Below are 19,184 nucleotides of genomic sequence, written 5' to 3' on the forward strand. Positions count from 1 at the left end.
GAATTTATACTCTCAACTACATTATAATATATTGAATATTATATAATTACGTCCTCATTTTTGGACATATTTCCATATATATTTCAACTATAAGTTGCATTTATCCATTTCATTTTGAATATTAATTCGCCTTATGCATGGATGCTATCTAGCAGCCTGCCGATATTCCAAAAGATAATCTCAAGGGGAGGTGACGTATGGCGCGGAAACAAACATTGATATTGTGCGTGTCTGCTCTCGGTCTCGCACATGGTACCGCTGCGCACGCACAAGAGGCCGGGGCCCAACCCGCAGATGCCGCGAATGATGCCACCGTTCAGGACATCGTGGTGACGGCGCAGAAGCGTTCCACCCTTTTGCAGCAGACGCCGGCCGCCATTACCGCTGTCACCGGTGAAACGCTCGTCGAGCGTGGGATCAGCGACCTTCCCGCCGTGCAAGCGCTGGTGCCGAGCGCCCGTTTTCAGATCGAGCAGCAGTCTGTTCAGGTTTTCATCCGCGGCGTAGGCGCGTCGCTGGATTTCGCTAACGTGCAGCCCGTTGTGGCGCTGAACCTGAACGGCGTATCGACCCCACGCGAAGGCGCGAGCGCAGGCTTTCTTGATGTCGCCCAGATCGAGGTGCTGCCGGGACCGCAGGGCACACTCTATGGCGGAACCGCCATGGGCGGCACCGTCAACATCAACTTCAACCGTCCCACTGATCATTATCAGACGAAGCTGGCTGTCGAAGGTGGGAACTATGACTTCTTCCACGTGACGGCCGTTCAGAATATTCCGGTTTCGAACGACCTGGCGATCCGCGGCGCGGTCGATTATGCACGCCATAGCGGCTACCAGGAAAGTGGTGCGAATTCCCAGAACGACTTCGTCGGCCGGCTTTCAGCGCTATTTACCCCGTCCGATGCCGTCTCGTTCAATGTCTGGGGATCGGTTGCAACAAAGAACGGCCATCCGATCAACGTCGTCACGCGGTCATTCGATGCAACCTCTATGGGGCTGCGTAACGGGGCCTATCTTCACGCAAACGATCCTTGGGATGATACGCGAACGGGTGCTCTGGCGGCTCTGGCGCCGTTCGGAGCAATTTCCGCGCTCGATCAAATATACCATAATTATTCAGTCGGTGCCCAACTCGATGCCCAATTGGGCAGCACTACGCTGACCTCGATCACATCCTATCAATACATCAACTCGGACCAGAATTTCTGGCTGACCTCAATCCCGGCGGATCTCACCGGGCGCTACAAGCAGGTTACGCAGGAGTTCCGCCTGCTCGGCGAGGCCGGCCGCTTGCGCTGGCTGGCCGGACTATACGGGTCGCGGCTCACCAACAGCGGAGCGTTCGCCCTATTCGGCGGCGGCGCGTACATCAGCAATGTCACACGCAATCGGCTGGATAATCTCTCCGCGTTCGGTGAACTTACCTATTCGGCGAGCGACCGCCTCCGCCTCACCGCCGGCGCGCGCGCCAGCCATTTCAAGCGCGAGGGGGCTGGCGTGGCTTACGACAGCACGCTCTTTGATTTCGACAAGAGCTATCGTCACGTCGATTTCAAGGTGGGGATCGACTACGACATCGCGCCCAAGGTGCTGGTCTACACCGGCTTCCAAACCGGATACACCCCCGGCACCTTCAATGAGAAGGCCAGTTCCACCACATTCGACAATGCTGTAAAGCCATCAAAGCTCAGCGCATTTTCAGCCGGCATGAAATCAAGATTCCTGGACAATATGGTGCAGTTGAATCTGGAAGGATACTATTACAGATACAACGACCTTCTTCAGCAAAGCTATGATATCAGTGCGGTTTTCAACCCGATCTTCAATGCCAAGCGAACAGAAATCTACGGCGCGCAGGCCGACCTCGTTGTAAAGCCCGCATCCACCGACCAGTTCAATCTCTCGCTTGGCTATTTACACGGGATCTACAAGGATTTCGTTCAGCCGAACGGTACAAGCTACAGCGGGAATTCGATAGCATTCGCTCCCGCCTGGACCGTCACTGCAGGGTATTCGCACGATTTTACCCTGCATTCAGGCTATATCAGAGCGCGTGCCGACGCGCGCTACGAATCCTCCTATTGGGGCGACTTTGCGCATGTCGCCGGTGATCGCCTCGGCAACTTCCTGCTCGTCGATGCGTCGCTTACTTACTACAGCGAGAACGAACGCTGGAGCTTCGGCATCTGGGGGAAGAACCTCTCGGACAAGGCCGTTCCCGGATCATCGGCTTTAGGCGGCATTCCTGGCCCCACTGCCACGCAGCTCGGTCCTCCCCGGACGTTCGGCGCCCGGTTGACGTTCAACTACTGACGGATCCTAGCCGAGGAGCCGCTTCTGTCCGGCTTCTCGGCATGCAGGGGCAATGCACATGGCTGGACGTCTTGCAGGGAAAGTCTGCATCATTACCGGAACCGGTGGCAGCATTGGTCGTGCATCGGCGGAATTGTTCGCGCGTGAAGGGGCCAGGCTGGTTGGATGCGACGTCGATGTCGAGGCGGCGGCAGCCTGTGTGAACAGCGTTTGCGATGCCGGGGGAGAAATGATCTCGATCCATCCTTGCGACCCACGCGATCCATCGATGTGCCAGGCGCTGGTCGATCTCGCATGTTCGCACTTCGGGCGACTCGACGTCCTCTTCAACTGCGCGGCGGATGCCCGGTTCGCGTGGATCGATGACCTTTCGCGCGATGACTTCGTCGATACGCTCGATGCCGAAGTCAGCATCGTCTTCAATCTGACGAAGGCTGCGTGGCCTGCTCTCGCGGAACGGGGTGGAGCGATCATCAACATGGCCTCCGCATCGGCCTGGATCGGATATGAAGCCTTGCCGGGCCTGGCGCATTCGGCGGGCAAGGGCGCCGTGCTTTCAATGACCCGGCATTTCGCCATGGAGGGGCGCCACCACGGCATTCGCGCGAACTCGCTTTCGCCGGGGTTGATCGAAACGGGCGCGACCAGAGGGTTACTGCAGGATCCCGACTTCAGGGATCCGATGCTGAGGAAAATCATGCTGGGACGTCCTGGGCGGCCGGAGGAAGTGGCTGCGTTGGCGGTATTTCTGGGTTCGGACGAAAGCTCGTTCATCACCGCGACGGATGTCCGCATCGATGGTGGAACCACGGCCTGGTGAGCTCAGGCGCAATTCCGGAGCATTGTTATGAAGCTGTTACGTTATTCCGAAGGTGATCAGACCCGTCTTGGCGCGCTTGAAGGCGAAACAATCGTCGACCTGAGCCCGATCGCGTCCGATTATCCCACCATACTGTCGATCGTTCGGGGCGGAGATGCCGCCTTGGCACGAGTCCAGGACACCATTGCCGCGCGTGAACATACTCGGGCCAGCGCCGGTGTCCGCTTGCTGGCGCCCATCGAACGACCGGGGAAGTTTCTGGCCATTGGCATGAACTACCGCAAGCATATGGCTGAATCCGAGAAGCTCGGGGTACCCAAGCCACAGCAGCAATTCTGGTTCAACAAGCAGACGACCTGCATTGCCGGCCCCTTCGACGACGTCGTTGCGGGTGTTACCGAAAAGCTCGACTATGAGGTCGAACTGGCCGCGATCATAGGCGCGCCGGCCAAAGGCGTCCGTGAAGAGGATGCCCGTCGTTACGTGTTCGGCTATGTGGTTTGCAACGATGTGAGCGCCAGGGACTGGCAGTTTCACTCGCCGACCTTCATGATGGGCAAATCCTTCGACACGCATGGTCCGATCGGTCCCTGGATCGTGACCGCCGACGAGATCGACGACCCGCACAATCTTCCGCTGCGTTGTTTCGTCAACGGCACGCTGCGACAGGAAAGCAACACGTCGGAGATGGTGTTCAACCTCTGGCAGCAGATTGCCTATCTCTCGACTGCCTTCACGCTCGAAAGCGGAGATCTGATCGCGACCGGCACGCCCGAGGGCGTCGGAATTGCCATGGACCCGCCGAGCTTTCTCCGGCCGGGTGATGTGATGCGCTGCGAAATCGATGGCATTGGCGCGATCGAAAATCGCGTCGTCGCTTGAGGCCAAAGCATCATTCACAGGCATGTAATCGGAGCGATATGGTGGCAAAGTATCTGAAGCGCGGCTTGGCAGCGGAGGCCAAGGCAAATACCGATCGCAAGGTTCGCGACATCGTGGAAGCAGCCCTGGCCGACATCGAGGCGCGCGGCGACGTGGCGGTGCGCGAGATGAGCAACCGGTTCGACGGTTGGGACCGCGATGACTATCGCCTCAGCCAGTCGGAGATCGACGCCTGCGTCGACAGCCTGACCGCCCAGGAACGCAAGGACATCGAGTTCGCCCAGGCACAGGTCTATAATTTCGCTAAAATTCAGCGTGATAGCATGAAAGATGTCGAGGTCGAAACCATGCCCGGCGTCGTGCTCGGCCACCGCCATCTGCCGATCCAGAATGCCGGCTGCTATGTCCCCGGCGGCAAGTATCCGCTGCTCGCTTCGGCGCACATGTCGGTGATCACCGCAAAGGTTGCGGGCGTTCCGCGCGTGATCACCTGCGCCCCTCCATTCCGTGGCACGCCTGCGCGCGCCATCGTCGCCGCGCAAGCGCTCGCGGGGGCGGACGCAATCTACGCTCTCGGCGGCATCCAGGCGATCGGAGCGATGGCGCTGGGGACCGAGAGCATCGAACCCGTCGATATTCTCGTTGGTCCCGGCAACGCTTTCGTCGCCGAGGCCAAGCGCCAGCTCTACGGCCGCGTCGGCATCGACCTGTTCGCCGGTCCGACCGAAACGCTGATCATCGCCGATACGGTCGGATGCGATCCCGAGATGGCGGCGACCGATATCCTGGGCCAGGTCGAACATGGGCCCGACAGTCCTGGCGTGCTGCTTACCAACAGCGAGACGTTCGCGCGCGAAACAATGGTCGAGATCGAGCGTCTGCTCCAGATCCTCCCCACCGCCGACTACGCGCGCAAGGCGTGGGACACCTTCGGTGAGGTGATCGTGGCCGAAGGTTATGACGAGATGGTGGCGATAGCAGACGAGATCGCCAGCGAACACGTCCAGGTGATGACCGCCGATCCCGACTATTTCCTGAAGCACATGACAAATTACGGGGCGCTGTTCCTTGGACAGCGCACGAACGTCTCGTTCGGCGACAAAGTGATCGGCACTAACCACACCCTGCCGACGAAGAAGGCAGCGCGCTATACCGGCGGCCTCTGGGTCGGCAAATTCCTCAAGACCTGCACCTATCAGAAGGTGCTGACCGACCAGGCAAGCGCGCTTGTCGGCGAATACTGCAGCCGGCTCTGCGCGCTGGAAGGTTTTGCCGGACATGGCGAGCAGGCCAACATCCGCGTGCGCCGTTTCGGCGGGCGCAATGTCCCGTATGCCGGCCAGGCCGAACCCAGCGCCCAGACTGCAGCCTGATCGTGGCGTTGCCCTGCGCACCCAGCTTTCGCCTCGACGGGCGCCGAGCGCTGGTGACAGGCGCAGGGCGCGGAATCGGCCTTGCCTGTGCCACTGCTTTGGCGGAGGCGGGCGCGGATGTGACGCTGACCGCGCGCACAATAGACGAACTTGAGGCCGCAGCGCAGGCGATCCGCTCTGCTGGGCACAGTGCCAGGGCTGCCGCGCTCGACGTGTTCGATCTCGCCGCAGTCGCAGTCTTCTTCGATGAGCGCCCGGCCTTCCACGTCCTCGTGAACAACGCCGGAACCAACCGCCCCAAACCAATGTGGGAGGTGACCGAAGCAGACTATAATGCCGTCCTCGATCTCAATCTCAAAAGTGCGTTCTTCGTCGCGCAGGCCTGCGCGCGGCGGATGATCGCCGAGGACGCAAAGGGCAGCCTGATTCACATGGGCAGCCAGATGGGCCACGTCGGCGGCCCGGAGCGCTCGCTTTACTGCGCCAGCAAATGGGCTCTCGAAGGAATGAGCAAGAGCTTCGCGCTCGATCTTGCGATCCACGGCATCCGCTCCAACACCATCGCCCCCACCTTCGTCGAGACCCCGCTGACCCGACCGATGTTCGAGGACGCGGCGTTTAAGGCCAGTGTTCTTGCAAAGATCAAGCTTGGACGGATCGGCGCGGTTGAGGACATCATGGGCGCCGTTCTGTTCCTGGCTTCTGACGCCTCCAGTCTTATGACAGGCACGTCACTCGTCATAGACGGCGGATGGACGGCAGAATGAATTCATTCTCGAGCGCCGGTGCAGTCGAAAGACGATATTTCTCCGTGCTTCCGCCCCGCCGATGGGCGCACCCGGCCGACGGCACCGCACTTGCCCAAAACGGCAGCGCGGCAACTTCACGGACATTCGCTTCGATATCGAACCTTGAAGATCGGACCCGTTCGCCCTGCCCTGGCGCGGACATTGTCGGACAGCCCATCTCGCGCGGTTCTTCGTTCGTCAACGGCGCCGTTTCGGATGCCAACAGCAGCCATTTCATGAACTGAGGTCACGATGGTCGATCCCATCCTTTTTCGAGCAGGCATGGCCCGATTGGGCGCAGCAGTGTGCGTCATTTCCACGGACGGACCAGCCGGTCGACGCGGGTTTACCGCGTCGGCCGTCTGTAGCGTCACCGACGAGCCGCCGACGCTCATCGTCTGCGTCAATCGCTCTGCCGCGACGAACGCTGTGCTGAAGGCAAATGGGGTGCTTTGCGTGAATATTCTCACGGGGCAGCATATCGGAATGGCAGACCTTTTCGCTCGATCGGAAGTGCTCGACCGTTTCGCAGATGACTCGGCGTGGACAACCCTGTTCACCGGAGCCCCCGCGCTGAGGGATGCCTTGGCATCGCTCGACTGTCGCATCTCGGAAGTGAACGAAATCGGTACGCATAGCGTATTTTTTTGTCAGGTTGAATCGATGCGCCTGCTCGATCGGATGGAAGGCTTGGTCTATTTTGACCGGTGCTACCATCGTCTCTCACCGAGCACCGCGGCATAGTCTTTCCGACCGCGACATCGTGCTGAACAAGGCGATCCCGCAAGAAGTGCGCACCGCCTTTTTCGGGTTTCTCGCCTCGTCGCAAAGCTACCGAGCAGGCCCGTCGCTGAATACCGAACGGGCCCACAAGGTCGATTAGCGGCGATCCAAGGATCTCGAAGCCGCCAGATAGCCGCGACCGCCAATCAGGAGCGCGGCGAGCGGCGCCCCTACACCACTTGCGGACTGGGGAAAGCAACCGATCATCCGGGAATCTCGACGCCGAGGCTGTCCGTACAGAGCAGGACAGGAGATGGAGGCCCGAGCCGGAATCGAACCGGCGTGCAAGGATTTGCAGTCCTCTGCGTCACCACTCCGCCATCGGGCCTCGAGCGCAGATTTGCGTGGAGATAGCGCCCCTAGCGATTATGCTCCGCCACTGCAATCCGATTGTTTCGCAATTTCAGCCTCGTTTCGTCGAACCCCGACCGCACTGCGGACTTGGCGGCATTCCCTTTGCCAGCTATGCGCGGCGCGATGCGGGAGCACGGCTGTATTAGTATTGCAATACAGCGTGGCTTGGGCTACGGCTGCCTGCAAAGCTTTGGATCCCAGGGAATCGGAAACGGAACGATGGCAACGAAATTGAGCGAGATTGGTGCGGCGGACATGCGCGCGGCGATGGTCGACAGTCAGCTCCGGACCAACGATGTCATCGATCCCGCCGTGGTCGGTGCGATGGGCGCGGTCGCGCGCGAGGCGCATGTGCCGGCCGCGCTGTCGGGTGTCGCCTATATGGACCGCGCCATCGCGATCGGCGAAGGCCGCGTGCTCAATCCGCCGCTGGTCACCGGGCGCCTGCTGGTCGCAGCCGAAATCCGGCCCGGCATGCGCGTGCTGCTGATCGGCGCCGGGACCGGCTATACCGCAGCGCTGCTCGCAAAGCTTGGCGCCGAGGTCTACGCCGTCGAGGAACAGGCCGACCTGCTCGCCGTCGCCCGCACCGCCGCTCCCGACGAGGCCATCCACTGGATCGAGGGACCGCTGAGCGCCGGTGCGCCGAAGGCCGCGCCGTTCGACCGTATTGTCATCGACGGCGCGATCGAAACGCTGCCCGACGCCATCGCGGCGCAGCTTTCCGAAAATGGTCGAATCGTCGCCGCCTGGCGCGAAGGCAATGTCGCGCGGCTGGTCCAGGGCGTGAAAGCCGGCGGCACGATCGCGATCCGCGCCTTCGCCGACATGGATGTCCCGCCGCTACCCGGTTTTGCCGCGCCCGCGGGATTCCAGTTCTAAAGACGCCTCCCCCCTTCCCGTTTCAGGCTGATCATCACGATGCACGATAAACAGAACAAGGTTGCCGATCGCCGCGCCCGCTGGCTTGCCGGCATGGCGTTGGGAGCACTCGCCATGGCTGCGCCGGCGCACGCCGAAACGCTGCAAGGGGCGCTGGCCAAGGCGTATGAGAACAACCCCACGCTCACCGGTGCCCGTGCCGGACAACGCGCGAACGACGAGAATGTCCCGATTCAGAAGTCCGCGGGACTGCCCTCGGTCGGCGCGAGCGTCGATTATCAGGAAAATCTGGTCGTCCCCGGCAACAGCTTCTTCACCCCCGGCCGATCGCTGTCGACGGGCGCGCAGGTGTCGGTTCCCATCTATCAGGGCGGCGCGGTCCGCAATGCGGTGAAGGCCGCCAAATATCGCGTCGAGGCTGGACAGGCCGATCTTCGCGCGACCGAGGCGAGTGTCTTCTCGCAGGTCGTTGGTGCCTATATGGACGTGATTCGCGACATCGCGATCGTCCAGCTCAACCAGAAGAATGTATCCGTCCTGCGCACCAATCTGCAGGCGACAAGCGACCGGTTCGAGATCGGCGACCTGACGCGAACCGACGTCGCCCAATCGCAGGCGCGCCTCGCACTCGCCGAAGGGGATCTGCGCACCGCCGAATCGAACCTGATCCGCAGCCGCGAATCCTATATCCGGCTGGTCGGCGACGCGCCGGACGATCTGCAATCGCCCCCGACGCTGCCGAACCTGCCGGCGACCGCCGAGGAAGCGGTCGCCATCGCGCTGAACAACAACCCCGATATCGATGCCGCCAACCAGCGCCTCGGCGCGGCCCGCGCCGACATCGGCGCCGCTCGCGCCACCCGCGCGCCAAAGCTGTCGGCAACGCTGACCGGCGGCTACAACAACAATCTCAATTCGATCCCTGCGGGGAACACGACATCGGACAACACCACGACCAGCACGATCGCGGGCGTATCGATGACGGTACCCATCTTCCAGGGCGGGCGGCCCTCGGCCCGCGTGCGTCAGGCACAAGCGCAGACGAGCCAGGCGATCGAAAGTTACGTCGCAGTCGAACGCGATGTCATCGCCCAGACCCGCGGCGCCTATGCCGCGTGGCAGGCGAACGAGCGAATCATCGCCGCGACCGAACAGGCGGTGGGTGCGAACGGCCTGTCGCTTGAGGGCGTTCGTGCCGAAAACAGCGTCGGCACACGCTCCATCCTCGACATCCTCAATGCCGAACAGGAATATCTGAACACCCAGGTCCAACTCGTCTCGGCACGGCGCAATTCCTATGTCGCGGCATTCTCGGTCCTTGCCGCGATGGGCAAGGCGGAAGCGCGCGATCTGGGGGTCGAAGGCGGCGCGCTCTATGATCCCGAGGTCAATTATCGCCGCGTCCGGGGCCAGATTTTCGACTGGGCCGACGATCCGAAACCCCAGCAGGTCGCCACCGACACCAAGTCCGTCCCCGCCGCGACGGCGAACGTCCCCGCCTATGTCGAGACGTCGCCCCAACAATAGGGCTTGGCAAAGGCCGCCCCCGACCGGTAGAAGATGGTTAACCGCCCGATTTTCGTGGGGCACAGGGGGCAACAATGGGCGACATGTCGCGAGAGCCATCGATGGAAGATATCTTGTCGTCGATTCGGCGCGTGATTGCGCGCGACGAGGCCCCCGGCTCCCGTGAGCAGCGCCCGGTCGCGGAAAGCGAGGATGTCCTCGACCTCGACGATGCGGAATCGGACGATGCACCCGCCCCCGCCCCGGCGATTCCGACCGAAGAAGAACTGGTTTCGGCGGCCAGCGCCGATGCCGCGCGTCAGTCGCTCGAGGCGCTGACCGCCGCGGTCGCGCCTGCTGCGGCGCCCGCGCCCGTCGCCACCGGCGGACGGACGATGGAAGACGTCGTTCTCGAAGCGCTCCGTCCAATGCTCAAGGACTGGCTCGACACCAACCTGCCCGGCATGGTCGAGGCGATGGTGGCAAAGGAAATCAGCCGGATCACCGGCAAGAAATTCTGACCTTCAGATCCCTCTCTGCCGCGACGCGGCGAAAGGTTTCAACTCGCCCAGTCTTCCAGCAGATAGCGTGCGATCGCCAGCGGCGGCGGTGCCAGAAAACTCGCGCCCATATCGCCGGCCAGCGCCGCGCGCACCTCGGCGCGATCGACCCACATCGCCGCTTCCAGTTCGGTCATGTCCAGCGTGAGCGCGGGGTCGCGCGCGACCGCCCGGCAACCGATCATCAGCGATGAAGGGAAGGGCCAGGGCTGGCTGGCCACATAAGAGACATCGGATACCTGGATGCCCGCTTCCTCGAAAAGCTCGCGCGCGACCGCTTCCTCCAGCGATTCGCCGGGTTCGACGAAGCCCGCCAGCGCGGAAAAGAAACCCGGCGGAAATCCGGGCTGACGGCCAAGCAGGACGCGCCCGTCACATTCGGCGAGCATGATCACGACCGGATCGACCCGCGGGAAATGTTCGGCGTCGCAGGCCCCGCACCGGCGGCCCCAGCCGCCGCGAAAAATCTCGGTCGGCGCCGAACAGACCGCGCAAAATCCGTGCCGCGCGTGCCAGTCGACAAGGCTGCGCGCGCCGCCATAGAGCGCCGCCTCCTCGGGCGACAACAGCGGCAGCAGCCGCATCACCGTGCGCGAGCGGGCGTCGATGCGCGCGCCGGGAGCAGGCGCCCGGACAAAACGCGGCGCGCCGGCATCGTCGATCCCGAGCAGGAGCAGCGGCCGTTCGTCGGATCGGTCAAGCGGCTCCCACACCAGTCCGCCTCGCTCGCCCGGCACCGGGTCGATCCCGTCCATGGCAAGGCAGGTCGCGCGCGGATCGGCGACCGTCGCCGCAAACGCCGCGGCATCGGACCGAAGCTGGTCGGCGCGATCGATCCGCGCGCCGGTAAAGCCTAGCGGCAACGGCATCAGCGCAACAATATGTCGGCGAAGAAAGCCTTACCGAAATCGCGCTGAAACGGGAGCGCTTCGGACGGCATGTACTGCGCGTAACCACCAACCCGGTACCCGCGCTTGCGATCGACGAACGCGATCGTCCCCGCGGCACCGCCCCAGCCGTAAATGCCTTCGCCCGTCGGAGAGGTCGCGAGCGAAACGCGGCCGCCCGCGCCAAAGCCCTCACCGTCGACGAACGTGCCCTTGCGATCGACCGCATCGGACAGAAGGTTCGACATCGCAAGCCGCGCGGTCTCGGGCTTCAGGATCCGCACGCCGCCGGTTTCCCCCTCGCCGAGCAGCATCGCGAGAAAGCGGTCATAGTCGCGCGCGCTCGAAACAAGCCCGCCGCCGCCATAGGGAATCGGCGGCTTGTCGAGATAGATCGAACTTGTCGCCGGATCGATCGGCAGCAACGCACCGCCGTAGGGCGCATAGTTGGTCGTCAGCCGCCCGACGTCGGCGGCCGCCACCTGAAAGCCCGTGCTGACCATACCCAACGGATCAAAGATGCGCGCCTTCAGAAACGCATCGAACGGCTGCCCCGAAACAACCTCGATGACGCGGCCCATCAGGTCGAGACCGACCGAATAGCTCCAGCGCGTCCCGGGTTCATAGACGAGCGGCAATTTCGCAAGCCGATCGGCGAAGGCGGCCAGGCTCGGTGCCGGCGTCGCCGGCGGAAAGCCCGGAATCGGCAGCCGGCTGACCTGCCCACCCAAGATGCCCTGCTCGTTATAAGCGTCGCGCAGCGGTCCCTTCTGGACGATACCATAGCCGAGCCCCGCCGTATGGGTCAGGAGCTGACGCACCGTAATCGGCCCCTTGGCAGGCCGCACGTCGGTGATCGATCCGTCGGGCGTGTTCTGGACGTTCATCTTCGCAAAGGCGGGCAGGAAGTCGGCGATCGGTTGATCGAGCTTGATCTTGCCATCTTCGACAAGGATCATCGCCGCCATGCCCGTCACCGGCTTGGTCATCGAATAGAGGCGCCACAGCGTGTCCGCATCGACCGCTTTCGCTGAATCCATCGCCTGCGTCCCGGCGCCGAAAACATCGAGGGCCTCCTGCCCCTTGCCGATTGCGGCAAGCGTTCCCGCCAGTTCGCGCCGGTCGACGAACCCCTTGATGAACCCATAGGTCGACGGATAAAGCGCCGCGCCGTCGGCTTTCCACGCAAAGGCCGAACCGGGCAGCATCGCCCCCGCTCCGCCCAGCGCGATGCCGCCAAGCAGCGCCCGCCGCGAAACCATCATGTTCATGTGACTCTCTCCCGCATCTTGTCGGTCAGCTTGCGATAGAGCGTCGGCAATCCGGCCGCGTCAAGCGCCGAAAGCGGCCACCATTCGCCTTCCCCTGCGGCAAGCTGGACTTCACGGCGCACCAGAATCAACCGGAGGTCGAAATGGGTGAAGCCATGATCGACGTGGGTAAGGCCGGACTCGGGCGGCGCACGGTCGCTCCATTCATCACCGGGCAGCGCGCGCATACCGCCGAGCATGCCCTTGCCGGGGCGGCGGACGAGCCAGACGGCGCCATCGCGTTCGATCCACCAGGCCACGCCATAGCGCTGCGGCTTCGACTTCTTCGGCGGCTTCACGGGCAGCTTTTCGATGTCGGCACGCCCGCGCGCGCGGCAGTCGGCCATGACCGGACAGATGGCGCAGACGGGCGCGCGCGGGGTACAGACCGTCGCGCCGAGATCCATCAGCGCCTGCGCGAAATCGCCCGGCCGGTCGGCCGGGACAAGAGGCGCCAGCGCGCTACGGATCTCCCGTTTCGCCGCCGGAAGCGGGGTTTCGATCAGCCGATGCCGCGCCATGACCCGCTCGATATTGGCGTCGATCACGACCGACGGCCGCCCAAAGGCGATCGCGGCGACCGAGGCCGCGGTATAATCGCCTATTCCCGGCAGCGCACGCAGGCTCGCCTCGCTGTCGGGAAAGCGCCCGGCATGATCGGCCACGACGGCGCGCGCGCACGCCAGCAGGTTGCGGGCGCGCGCATAGTAGCCAAGCCCGGCCCACGCCGCCATCACGTCGGCGTCGTCCGCCGCCGCCAGATCGACGACCGTCGGCCACCGCTCGATGAAGCGCCGGAAATAGGCGGTTACCGCCGCGACCGTGGTCTGCTGCAGCATGATTTCGGCCATCCACACGCGGTAAGGGTCGGGCACCGCGCCGCTGCGCGGCGGAATTCGCCACGGCAGGACGCGCGCCGACCGGTCGTACCAGCCCAGCAGGCGTGCCGGGAAAGTTTCGCTGGAGGGATCGGACGTCTGGACGCTCACCCCCCGCCTATGGCATGGCGGCGGCGATGGCGAAAGCAGGCAGCAACGACGGCGAGGGAGCGGATAAGAAGCCCCGGAAAAAGACCGAGGCGCGCGCGCTCAGGGAACGCCTCTCGACAGAACGTCCCTATGAGCGCCCACGCGGCGGCAACGCGCGTGCGATCGCCGACCTTGTTCCCGAAATCGGCCGCACCGCGTTCCGCAAGTTCGGCTTTGTCCAGTCTTCGGTGGTCAGTCGGTGGCGCGAGATCGTCGGCGACCGGCTGGCCGACGTGACCCAGCCGGCAATGATCCGATTCCCGGCCGGACAGAAGGCCGGCGGGACATTGCACCTCACGATCAGCGGCGCGCACGCCCCGATGCTTCAGCATGTCGCGCCCGACATCATCGCGTCGGTCAACCGCTTCTTCGGCTATGCCGCGATCGCAACCGTCCGCATGACGCACGGCCAGGTGACGCCCGCTGCCCCCGTTCAGCCGCCGGCAATGCTGAAGCCGGTACCGGCCGAATTGGGCGATAGTCTGCGCGACATCGGCGATCCGGAACTGCGTACCGTGCTCGAACGCATGGCGGCGGGACTGGCGGCCGCACCCAATATCCCCAAAATAAGCTAGGAAGACGGTCTGATCATGCCCGCATCATATCTTGCCCACCGGGTTCGCCGTGCCGCCGTCGTGGTGCTGTCCACCACCGCGCTCGTCCTGTTCACGTCGGCCGCCCCGGCCCAGCAGTCCGCGCCGCGCTGGTCGGCGACCATTGCCGAAAGCGGGATCGGCGCCTACAGCATCGGCAATCCCGCCGCGAAGGTGAAGGTCGTCGAATATTTCAGCTATACGTGCCACGTCTGCGGCGATTTCGCCCGGGCGGCGGGGGTGCCGCTGAAGACGCTCTATATCGACAAGGGTCTGGTCCAGTTCGAATATCGCAACCTCGTGCGCGATCCCATCGACATGACGGCGGCGCTGCTCGCGCGCTGCGGCGGCGCCAAAGCCTTCGCTGGCAATCACCAGGCGATCTTCGCCGCGCAGCCTGCGATCCTTGATCGCATCACCAAGGCGACCGACAAGCAGAAGAAAAGCTGGTTCGAAGGCACGACGGGCGAACGCGCACGCAAGATTGCCGCCGACACCGGCCTTACCGCGCTGATGACCGCACGCGGTTACACCACCGCACAGCAGAATGTCTGCCTCGACAATGAAGTCGCGCAGGCCGAACTCACCGGCATGACCAATATCGGCGTCAACGCTGATCGCGTCGGGGGCACGCCCGCCTTCTTCATCAACGGCAGGCAGGCGGGCGTCACATCATGGGCGGCGATCAAAACGAAACTCGACGCCGCGCTGAAGGGCTCGTAAAAGCCCGCCAAATCTTATTTGCTGGAGAAGTCCGATCATGATGAAGTCCCCGCTGCGCATCCTCCTCCTGTCGTCGCTCGGCGCGCTCGCGCTTGCGAGCTGCGGCGAAAGCAAGACCGACCCCTCCAAGGAGCAGGATGTCATTGCCAAGACCGCAGCACCCGCCGGAAAGACATGGTCGGCGACGGTCACCAAGACCGCCGATGGCGGCTATGCGATGGGCAACCCCGACGCGCCGATCAAGATCATCGAATTCGCATCGCTGACCTGTTCGCACTGCGCCGAATTCTCCAAGGAAAGTCATGAGGAGATCAAGCGCGATTTCATCGACACCGGCCGGGTGAGCCTCGAAGTTCGCAACTTCATCCGCGACCCGCTCGACGCTTCCGCTGCGGCCATCATCCACTGCGCGCCGGTCGATCGCTATTTTCCGCTCCAGGAAAATGTCTTCGCTTCGCAGGAAGAATTGTTCGCGGGCGCCCAGGGCAACCCGCAAGGGGGCGAAGCCGCGATGAAGCTGGCTCCGGCCCAGCGCTTCCCCGCGCTCGCCAAGGCGTGGAAGCTCGACACCTTCTTCCAGTCGCGCGGCGTCACCGCCGACCAGATCAACACCTGCCTCGCCAATATCGACAATATCTCGAAGCTGGAGGCGAACACCAACGCTGCGGCCGAGAAATATTCGATTCAGGGCACCCCGACTTTCGTCATCAACGGCCAGGTCGCGGAAGGCATCGCCTCCTGGGGTCCGCTGCGCGACCGCCTGCGCACCATGGGCGCGCGCTGACGTAACACCCCCCTCCCTGCCGCCGCGCGGCGGGGAGGATTTTCCGCCCCTTGCGACTCGTCCGCCCACGCGCCATGACGGTGCGAGGGGGATATGTGACACCATGGTTTCACCAGCTCCGATTCGGTAAACTGCACGGGAGCCTTCCGTGCAGATAAAGCGGCTGCGCCTGACCGGTTTCAAATCCTTCGTCGAACCGACCGAATTGCGTATCGAACCCGGACTGACCGGCGTCGTCGGCCCCAATGGCTGCGGCAAGTCGAACCTGCTCGAAGCGATCCGCTGGGTCATGGGTGAATCGAGCCCCAAGTCGATGCGCGGCGGCGGGATGGACGATGTGATCTTCGCCGGCACGTCGTCGCGGCCGGCGCGCGATTTTGCCGAGGTCGCCATCCACTGCGACACCGAAGGCGGCGTGGTCGCCGGACTTTCAGACGCGAGCGAAGGCCGCGAGCTCGAAATCATCCGCCGGATCGATCGCGGCGCGGGCAGTGCCTATCGCGCCAACGGTCGCGACGTGCGGGCAAAGGACGTCGCGCTGATCTTCGCCGACGCCGCAACCGGCGCCCACAGCCCGGCACTGGTCAGCCAGGGCAAGATCGCCAACGTGATCGCCGCCAAACCGACCGACCGCCGCGCGATGCTGGAGGAAGCCGCCGGGATCGCCGGCCTGCACGTCCGCCGCAAGGATGCCGAACAGAAACTGCGGGCGACCGAAACCAACCTTGGACGTCTCTCCGAAATCGTAGCCGACATGGAAGTCCGCGCCAACGCGCTGCGCCGTCAGGCACGTGCGGCGGAACGCTATAAAAGGCTCAGCGAGGAAATCCGCGTTGCGGAGGGACGGCTGATCTATGCCCGCTGGCGCGATGCCGCAGCGGCGGCCGACCAGGCGCGCCGCGATGCCGATGTCGCCGAAGCCGCGGTCAGGACCGCGCAGGCCGAGCTCGAAACCATATCGTCGGCGCAGGTCGAGGTCGCGACGCGCGTCGGTGCCGCAAGGACCGAAGCGCAGGCGAAGCGCGACGCTCTCGCCGAGGCGACCGCATCACTCGTCCGCCTGCAAGGCGAAGAACGCGCCGCACGACAACGACTCGACGATCTGGTCACCCAGCAACAGCGGATCGCCGACGACCGCGCGCGCGAAGGCGAGCTTGCCCGCGAGGCCCATGGCGCGCTCTCCGCGCTTGATGCGGAAACCAGGACGCTCGCACAGGATATCGCCGCGCACGACGCGAACAAGGCGGCGCTTGTCGATGCCGATCAGGCTGCACAGGCGCGGCTCCGCGACGCCGAAGTGTCGCTGGCGCAAGCGCGGGCCAAAGCCGCGAGCGAGGCCGCAGACCGCCGCATCGCGATATCCGCGCGCGACACCGCCGAGGCCGCGGTTCGCCGTATTGCCAACGACAAGACGCGAATCGAGACCGAAATCGCAGCGCTCGGCGACAGCTCGGCACTCTCCGAAACACTGACCGAAAGCGTCCGCGCCGCCGACGCCGCCGAGGCGGCCATCGCCGGGGCGGAAGCCGCGCTGGCCGCGGCCGAAGCCGATCGCGAAGCCATCGCCGCCGACCTTACCACGATCGAAGCGGGCCTTGCTGAAGCGCGGGCGGCTTTGGCCGCACTCGACGGGGAAGCGGCGACGCTCGAACGCGCTCTCGCCGCGGCGCGCAGCGACGAGGATCGTATCCTCGACCGGTTGCGCGTGTCTCCGGGATATGAGGCGGCGCTTGCCGCCGCTCTCGGCGACGATCTCGATGCGGGTACCGACGCGCAGGCCGCGCGGAGCTGGAACGGCGCCGATGCGGCAAAGAACGACCCCGCCCTTCCCGCGGGCACCCGCTCGCTGGCCGAATTTGTCGAGGCACCGCCCGCTCTGTCACGCCGTCTTGCGCAGGTTGCGGTGACCGAAAGCGACGGCGGGCAGCTGCTTGCCGTCGGGCAGCGATTGGTCACCGCCGAAGGCGTGATGCGCCGCTGGGACGGGTTCGTCACGCGCGGCGACGGCGCGACCGCGACCGAACGGCTGCAACGCCAGAACCGCCTCGACGCGCTTGCGGCACAGCGCCCCGGAGTCGAACTCGGCGTACAGGAGTTGAAGGATCGCCGCGACGCCGCCGCCGCCAAGGCCACCGAACTCGCCGAAGCCGCAGCCCTCGCCCGCAAGGCCGTCGGCCGATCGGACGAATCGCGCCGTATCGCTCTGCGTGCTGCAGATCAGGCACAGGCGGCAATCGATCGCCATCGCGATGCCGCCGCCCTTTTCGATCGCCGCCTTGGCGAAATCGGCGACGCCGCGCAGGAAGCCGCCGATGCACTGAGGGTTCAGGACGCGGCCCTCGCGGCGCTCCCGGACGATGGCATCGCCCGCGCGGCGCTCGAAGCGGCGGAAGCCGCCGCCGAACGCGCCCGTGTCGATGCCGGCGCCGCGCGCGACACGCTAGCCGGACACGACCGGGCGCTGGCCGCCTTGAGCGAACGGCAAGCGGTCGTCATGGCCGAGATCAGGAGCTGGAAAGCCCGCGCCGGCGAAGCCGCTCGCCGCGTCACCGAAATGGACAAGCGTGCCGAGGGCCTTGCTGCGGAAGCTGCGAAGCTCGCAGACCTTCCCGACAAGCTGGCCGGCGAACGCGCCGGCGCCGAAACACAGCAATCCGTTCTGCGCGAACAGGTCGGTGCCGCCGAAGCCCGCGAACGCGAAGCCGAAGCGGCGCTACGCGAAGCCGAAGCGGCGTTGACCGCGATCCGCGAGCGCGTCGCCTCCGCGCGCGAGAACCGCGCGGGCGCGGTCGCACGCTCCGAAAATGCCGAACTTCGGCGCGTCGAAATGGGCCGGCTGTCAGGCGAACGTTTCGAATGCCCCCCACCGCTCCTGCCGCAGAAGGCGGGCTTCGCTAGCGAGAGCGTCGGCGACGCAGGGCAGGAGTCGGCGCAGCACGACCGCCTGATCGCCGACCGCGAACGCCTTGGCCCGGTCAATCTCGTCGCTGCCGACGAACTTGCCGAACTCGACACCGAACGGGAGAAGAGCGCCGCCGAGATCGAGGAACTGACGCAGGCGGTAAACCGGCTGCGGGGGTCGATCGGCAATTTGAACCGCGAGGGCCGCGCCCGCCTCCTCGCCGCTTTCGAGACGGTGAACGGCCATTTCCAGCGCCTGTTCACGACCTTGTTCAACGGCGGTCAGGCGCATCTTGAACTCGTCGATTCGGACGATCCGCTCGAAGCCGGCCTCGAAATCATGGCGCAGCCGCCTGGCAAGCGGCTCGGCACGCTGACCCTGCTCTCGGGCGGCGAGCAGGCGTTGACGGCGGTCGCGCTGATCTTTGGCCTGTTCCTCACCAACCCGGCGCCGATCTGCGTCCTCGACGAAGTCGATGCACCCCTGGACGACGCGAATATCGAACGCTTCTGCGACCTGCTCGATCGCATGACGCGCGAGACGAACACTCGCTACCTGATCGTCACGCACAACGCCGTGACGATGGCGCGCATGCACCGACTGTTCGGGGTCACGATGATCGAAAAGGGCGTCAGCCGCCTCGTCTCGGTCGACCTCGGCGGCGCCGAGGAGCTTCTTGCAGCCGAGTGAACCC

At 64.4% G+C, this 19,184-nt stretch carries 16 protein-coding genes and 1 tRNA gene; 13 read left to right on the forward strand and 4 right to left on the reverse strand.

The window, feature by feature from the left end; genetic code table 11:
* The first annotated feature begins 197 nt into the window (after window positions 1-197).
* The 6 genes from JNM03_RS18435 (at window position 198) to JNM03_RS18460 (ending at window position 6,922) form a co-directional block, all read left to right on the forward strand.
* Window positions 198-2,315 (forward strand): TonB-dependent receptor, encoded by a 2,118-nt coding sequence (locus JNM03_RS18435; RefSeq protein WP_294038916.1) that lies wholly within the window; start codon window positions 198-200, stop codon window positions 2,313-2,315.
* A 58-nt stretch (window positions 2,316-2,373) separates the two neighbouring features.
* Window positions 2,374-3,135, forward strand: a complete 762-nt coding sequence (locus JNM03_RS18440; protein ID WP_294038918.1) for an SDR family NAD(P)-dependent oxidoreductase — start codon at window positions 2,374-2,376, stop codon at window positions 3,133-3,135.
* A 27-nt stretch (window positions 3,136-3,162) separates the two neighbouring features.
* Window positions 3,163-4,017, forward strand: a complete 855-nt coding sequence (locus JNM03_RS18445) for a fumarylacetoacetate hydrolase family protein (protein WP_294038920.1) — start codon at window positions 3,163-3,165, stop codon at window positions 4,015-4,017.
* A gap of 38 nt (window positions 4,018-4,055) precedes the next feature.
* Entirely contained in the window at window positions 4,056-5,390 is a 1,335-nt protein-coding gene (hisD, locus tag JNM03_RS18450) for a histidinol dehydrogenase (protein ID WP_294038923.1), read from the forward strand.
* Window positions 5,391-5,392: 2 nt separating this feature from the next.
* Window positions 5,393-6,157, forward strand: a complete 765-nt coding sequence (locus JNM03_RS18455) for an SDR family NAD(P)-dependent oxidoreductase (protein ID WP_294038925.1) — start codon at window positions 5,393-5,395, stop codon at window positions 6,155-6,157.
* Window positions 6,158-6,430: 273 nt separating this feature from the next.
* A complete protein-coding gene (locus tag JNM03_RS18460; RefSeq protein WP_294038927.1) occupies window positions 6,431-6,922 on the forward strand; it encodes a flavin reductase in 492 nt (163 codons plus the stop codon).
* 293 nt (window positions 6,923-7,215) lie between these two features.
* Here JNM03_RS18460 and JNM03_RS18465 read toward each other — a convergent pair.
* Window positions 7,216-7,289, reverse strand: a tRNA-Cys gene (locus tag JNM03_RS18465).
* A 245-nt stretch (window positions 7,290-7,534) separates the two neighbouring features.
* Between JNM03_RS18465 and JNM03_RS18470 the strand changes: the two genes are divergently transcribed.
* The 3 genes from JNM03_RS18470 to JNM03_RS18480 all read left to right on the forward strand — a co-directional run bounded on the left by JNM03_RS18470 (window position 7,535) and on the right by JNM03_RS18480 (window position 10,224).
* Window positions 7,535-8,197: a protein-L-isoaspartate O-methyltransferase gene (locus JNM03_RS18470; protein WP_294038929.1), complete on the forward strand. Its 663-nt coding sequence runs from the start codon at window positions 7,535-7,537 to the stop codon at window positions 8,195-8,197.
* Window positions 8,198-8,236: 39 nt separating this feature from the next.
* A complete protein-coding gene (locus tag JNM03_RS18475) occupies window positions 8,237-9,724 on the forward strand; it encodes a TolC family outer membrane protein (RefSeq protein WP_294038930.1) in 1,488 nt (495 codons plus the stop codon).
* 74 nt (window positions 9,725-9,798) lie between these two features.
* Window positions 9,799-10,224: a DUF2497 domain-containing protein gene (locus JNM03_RS18480; RefSeq protein WP_294038931.1), complete on the forward strand. Its 426-nt coding sequence runs from the start codon at window positions 9,799-9,801 to the stop codon at window positions 10,222-10,224.
* Between the two features lie 38 nt (window positions 10,225-10,262).
* Here JNM03_RS18480 and nudC read toward each other — a convergent pair whose 3' ends face one another.
* From nudC to JNM03_RS18495, 3 genes are read right to left on the reverse strand one after another with little or no spacing between them, the layout of a single operon-like run.
* Window positions 10,263-11,132: an NAD(+) diphosphatase gene (gene nudC / locus JNM03_RS18485; RefSeq protein ID WP_294038932.1), complete on the reverse strand. Its 870-nt coding sequence runs from the start codon at window positions 11,130-11,132 to the stop codon at window positions 10,263-10,265.
* Window positions 11,132-12,421: a serine hydrolase gene (locus JNM03_RS18490; RefSeq protein ID WP_294038933.1), complete on the reverse strand. Its 1,290-nt coding sequence runs from the start codon at window positions 12,419-12,421 to the stop codon at window positions 11,132-11,134. The genes nudC and JNM03_RS18490 overlap by 1 nt, the downstream gene beginning before the upstream one ends.
* Complete coding sequence (locus JNM03_RS18495) at window positions 12,418-13,449, reverse strand: A/G-specific adenine glycosylase (protein WP_294038934.1); 1,032 nt, start codon at window positions 13,447-13,449, stop codon at window positions 12,418-12,420. The genes JNM03_RS18490 and JNM03_RS18495 overlap by 4 nt, the downstream gene beginning before the upstream one ends.
* A gap of 26 nt (window positions 13,450-13,475) precedes the next feature.
* On the opposite strand from JNM03_RS18495, the gene JNM03_RS18500 reads away from it, so the two are divergent.
* The 4 genes from JNM03_RS18500 (at window position 13,476) to smc (ending at window position 19,180) form a co-directional block, all read left to right on the forward strand.
* The gene (locus JNM03_RS18500) at window positions 13,476-14,063 is read left to right on the forward strand and encodes a DUF721 domain-containing protein (protein WP_294038935.1); all 588 of its coding nucleotides are present in this window, start codon (window positions 13,476-13,478) and stop codon (window positions 14,061-14,063) included.
* 15 nt (window positions 14,064-14,078) lie between these two features.
* Window positions 14,079-14,804, forward strand: coding sequence for a thioredoxin domain-containing protein (locus tag JNM03_RS18505; protein WP_294038937.1), 726 nt, complete (start codon window positions 14,079-14,081; stop codon window positions 14,802-14,804).
* Between the two features lie 37 nt (window positions 14,805-14,841).
* Window positions 14,842-15,588, forward strand: a complete 747-nt coding sequence (locus tag JNM03_RS18510; protein ID WP_294038939.1) for a thioredoxin domain-containing protein — start codon at window positions 14,842-14,844, stop codon at window positions 15,586-15,588.
* Window positions 15,589-15,736: 148 nt separating this feature from the next.
* Window positions 15,737-19,180 carry a chromosome segregation protein SMC gene (smc, locus tag JNM03_RS18515; protein ID WP_294038941.1) on the forward strand — a complete coding sequence of 1,148 codons (3,444 nt, stop codon included), beginning with the start codon at window positions 15,737-15,739 and terminating at the stop codon, window positions 19,178-19,180.
* Window positions 19,181-19,184: the final 4 nt, after the last annotated feature.

The organism is Sphingopyxis sp. (assembly GCF_016793825.1).
GTDB lineage: Bacteria > Pseudomonadota > Alphaproteobacteria > Sphingomonadales > Sphingomonadaceae > Sphingopyxis.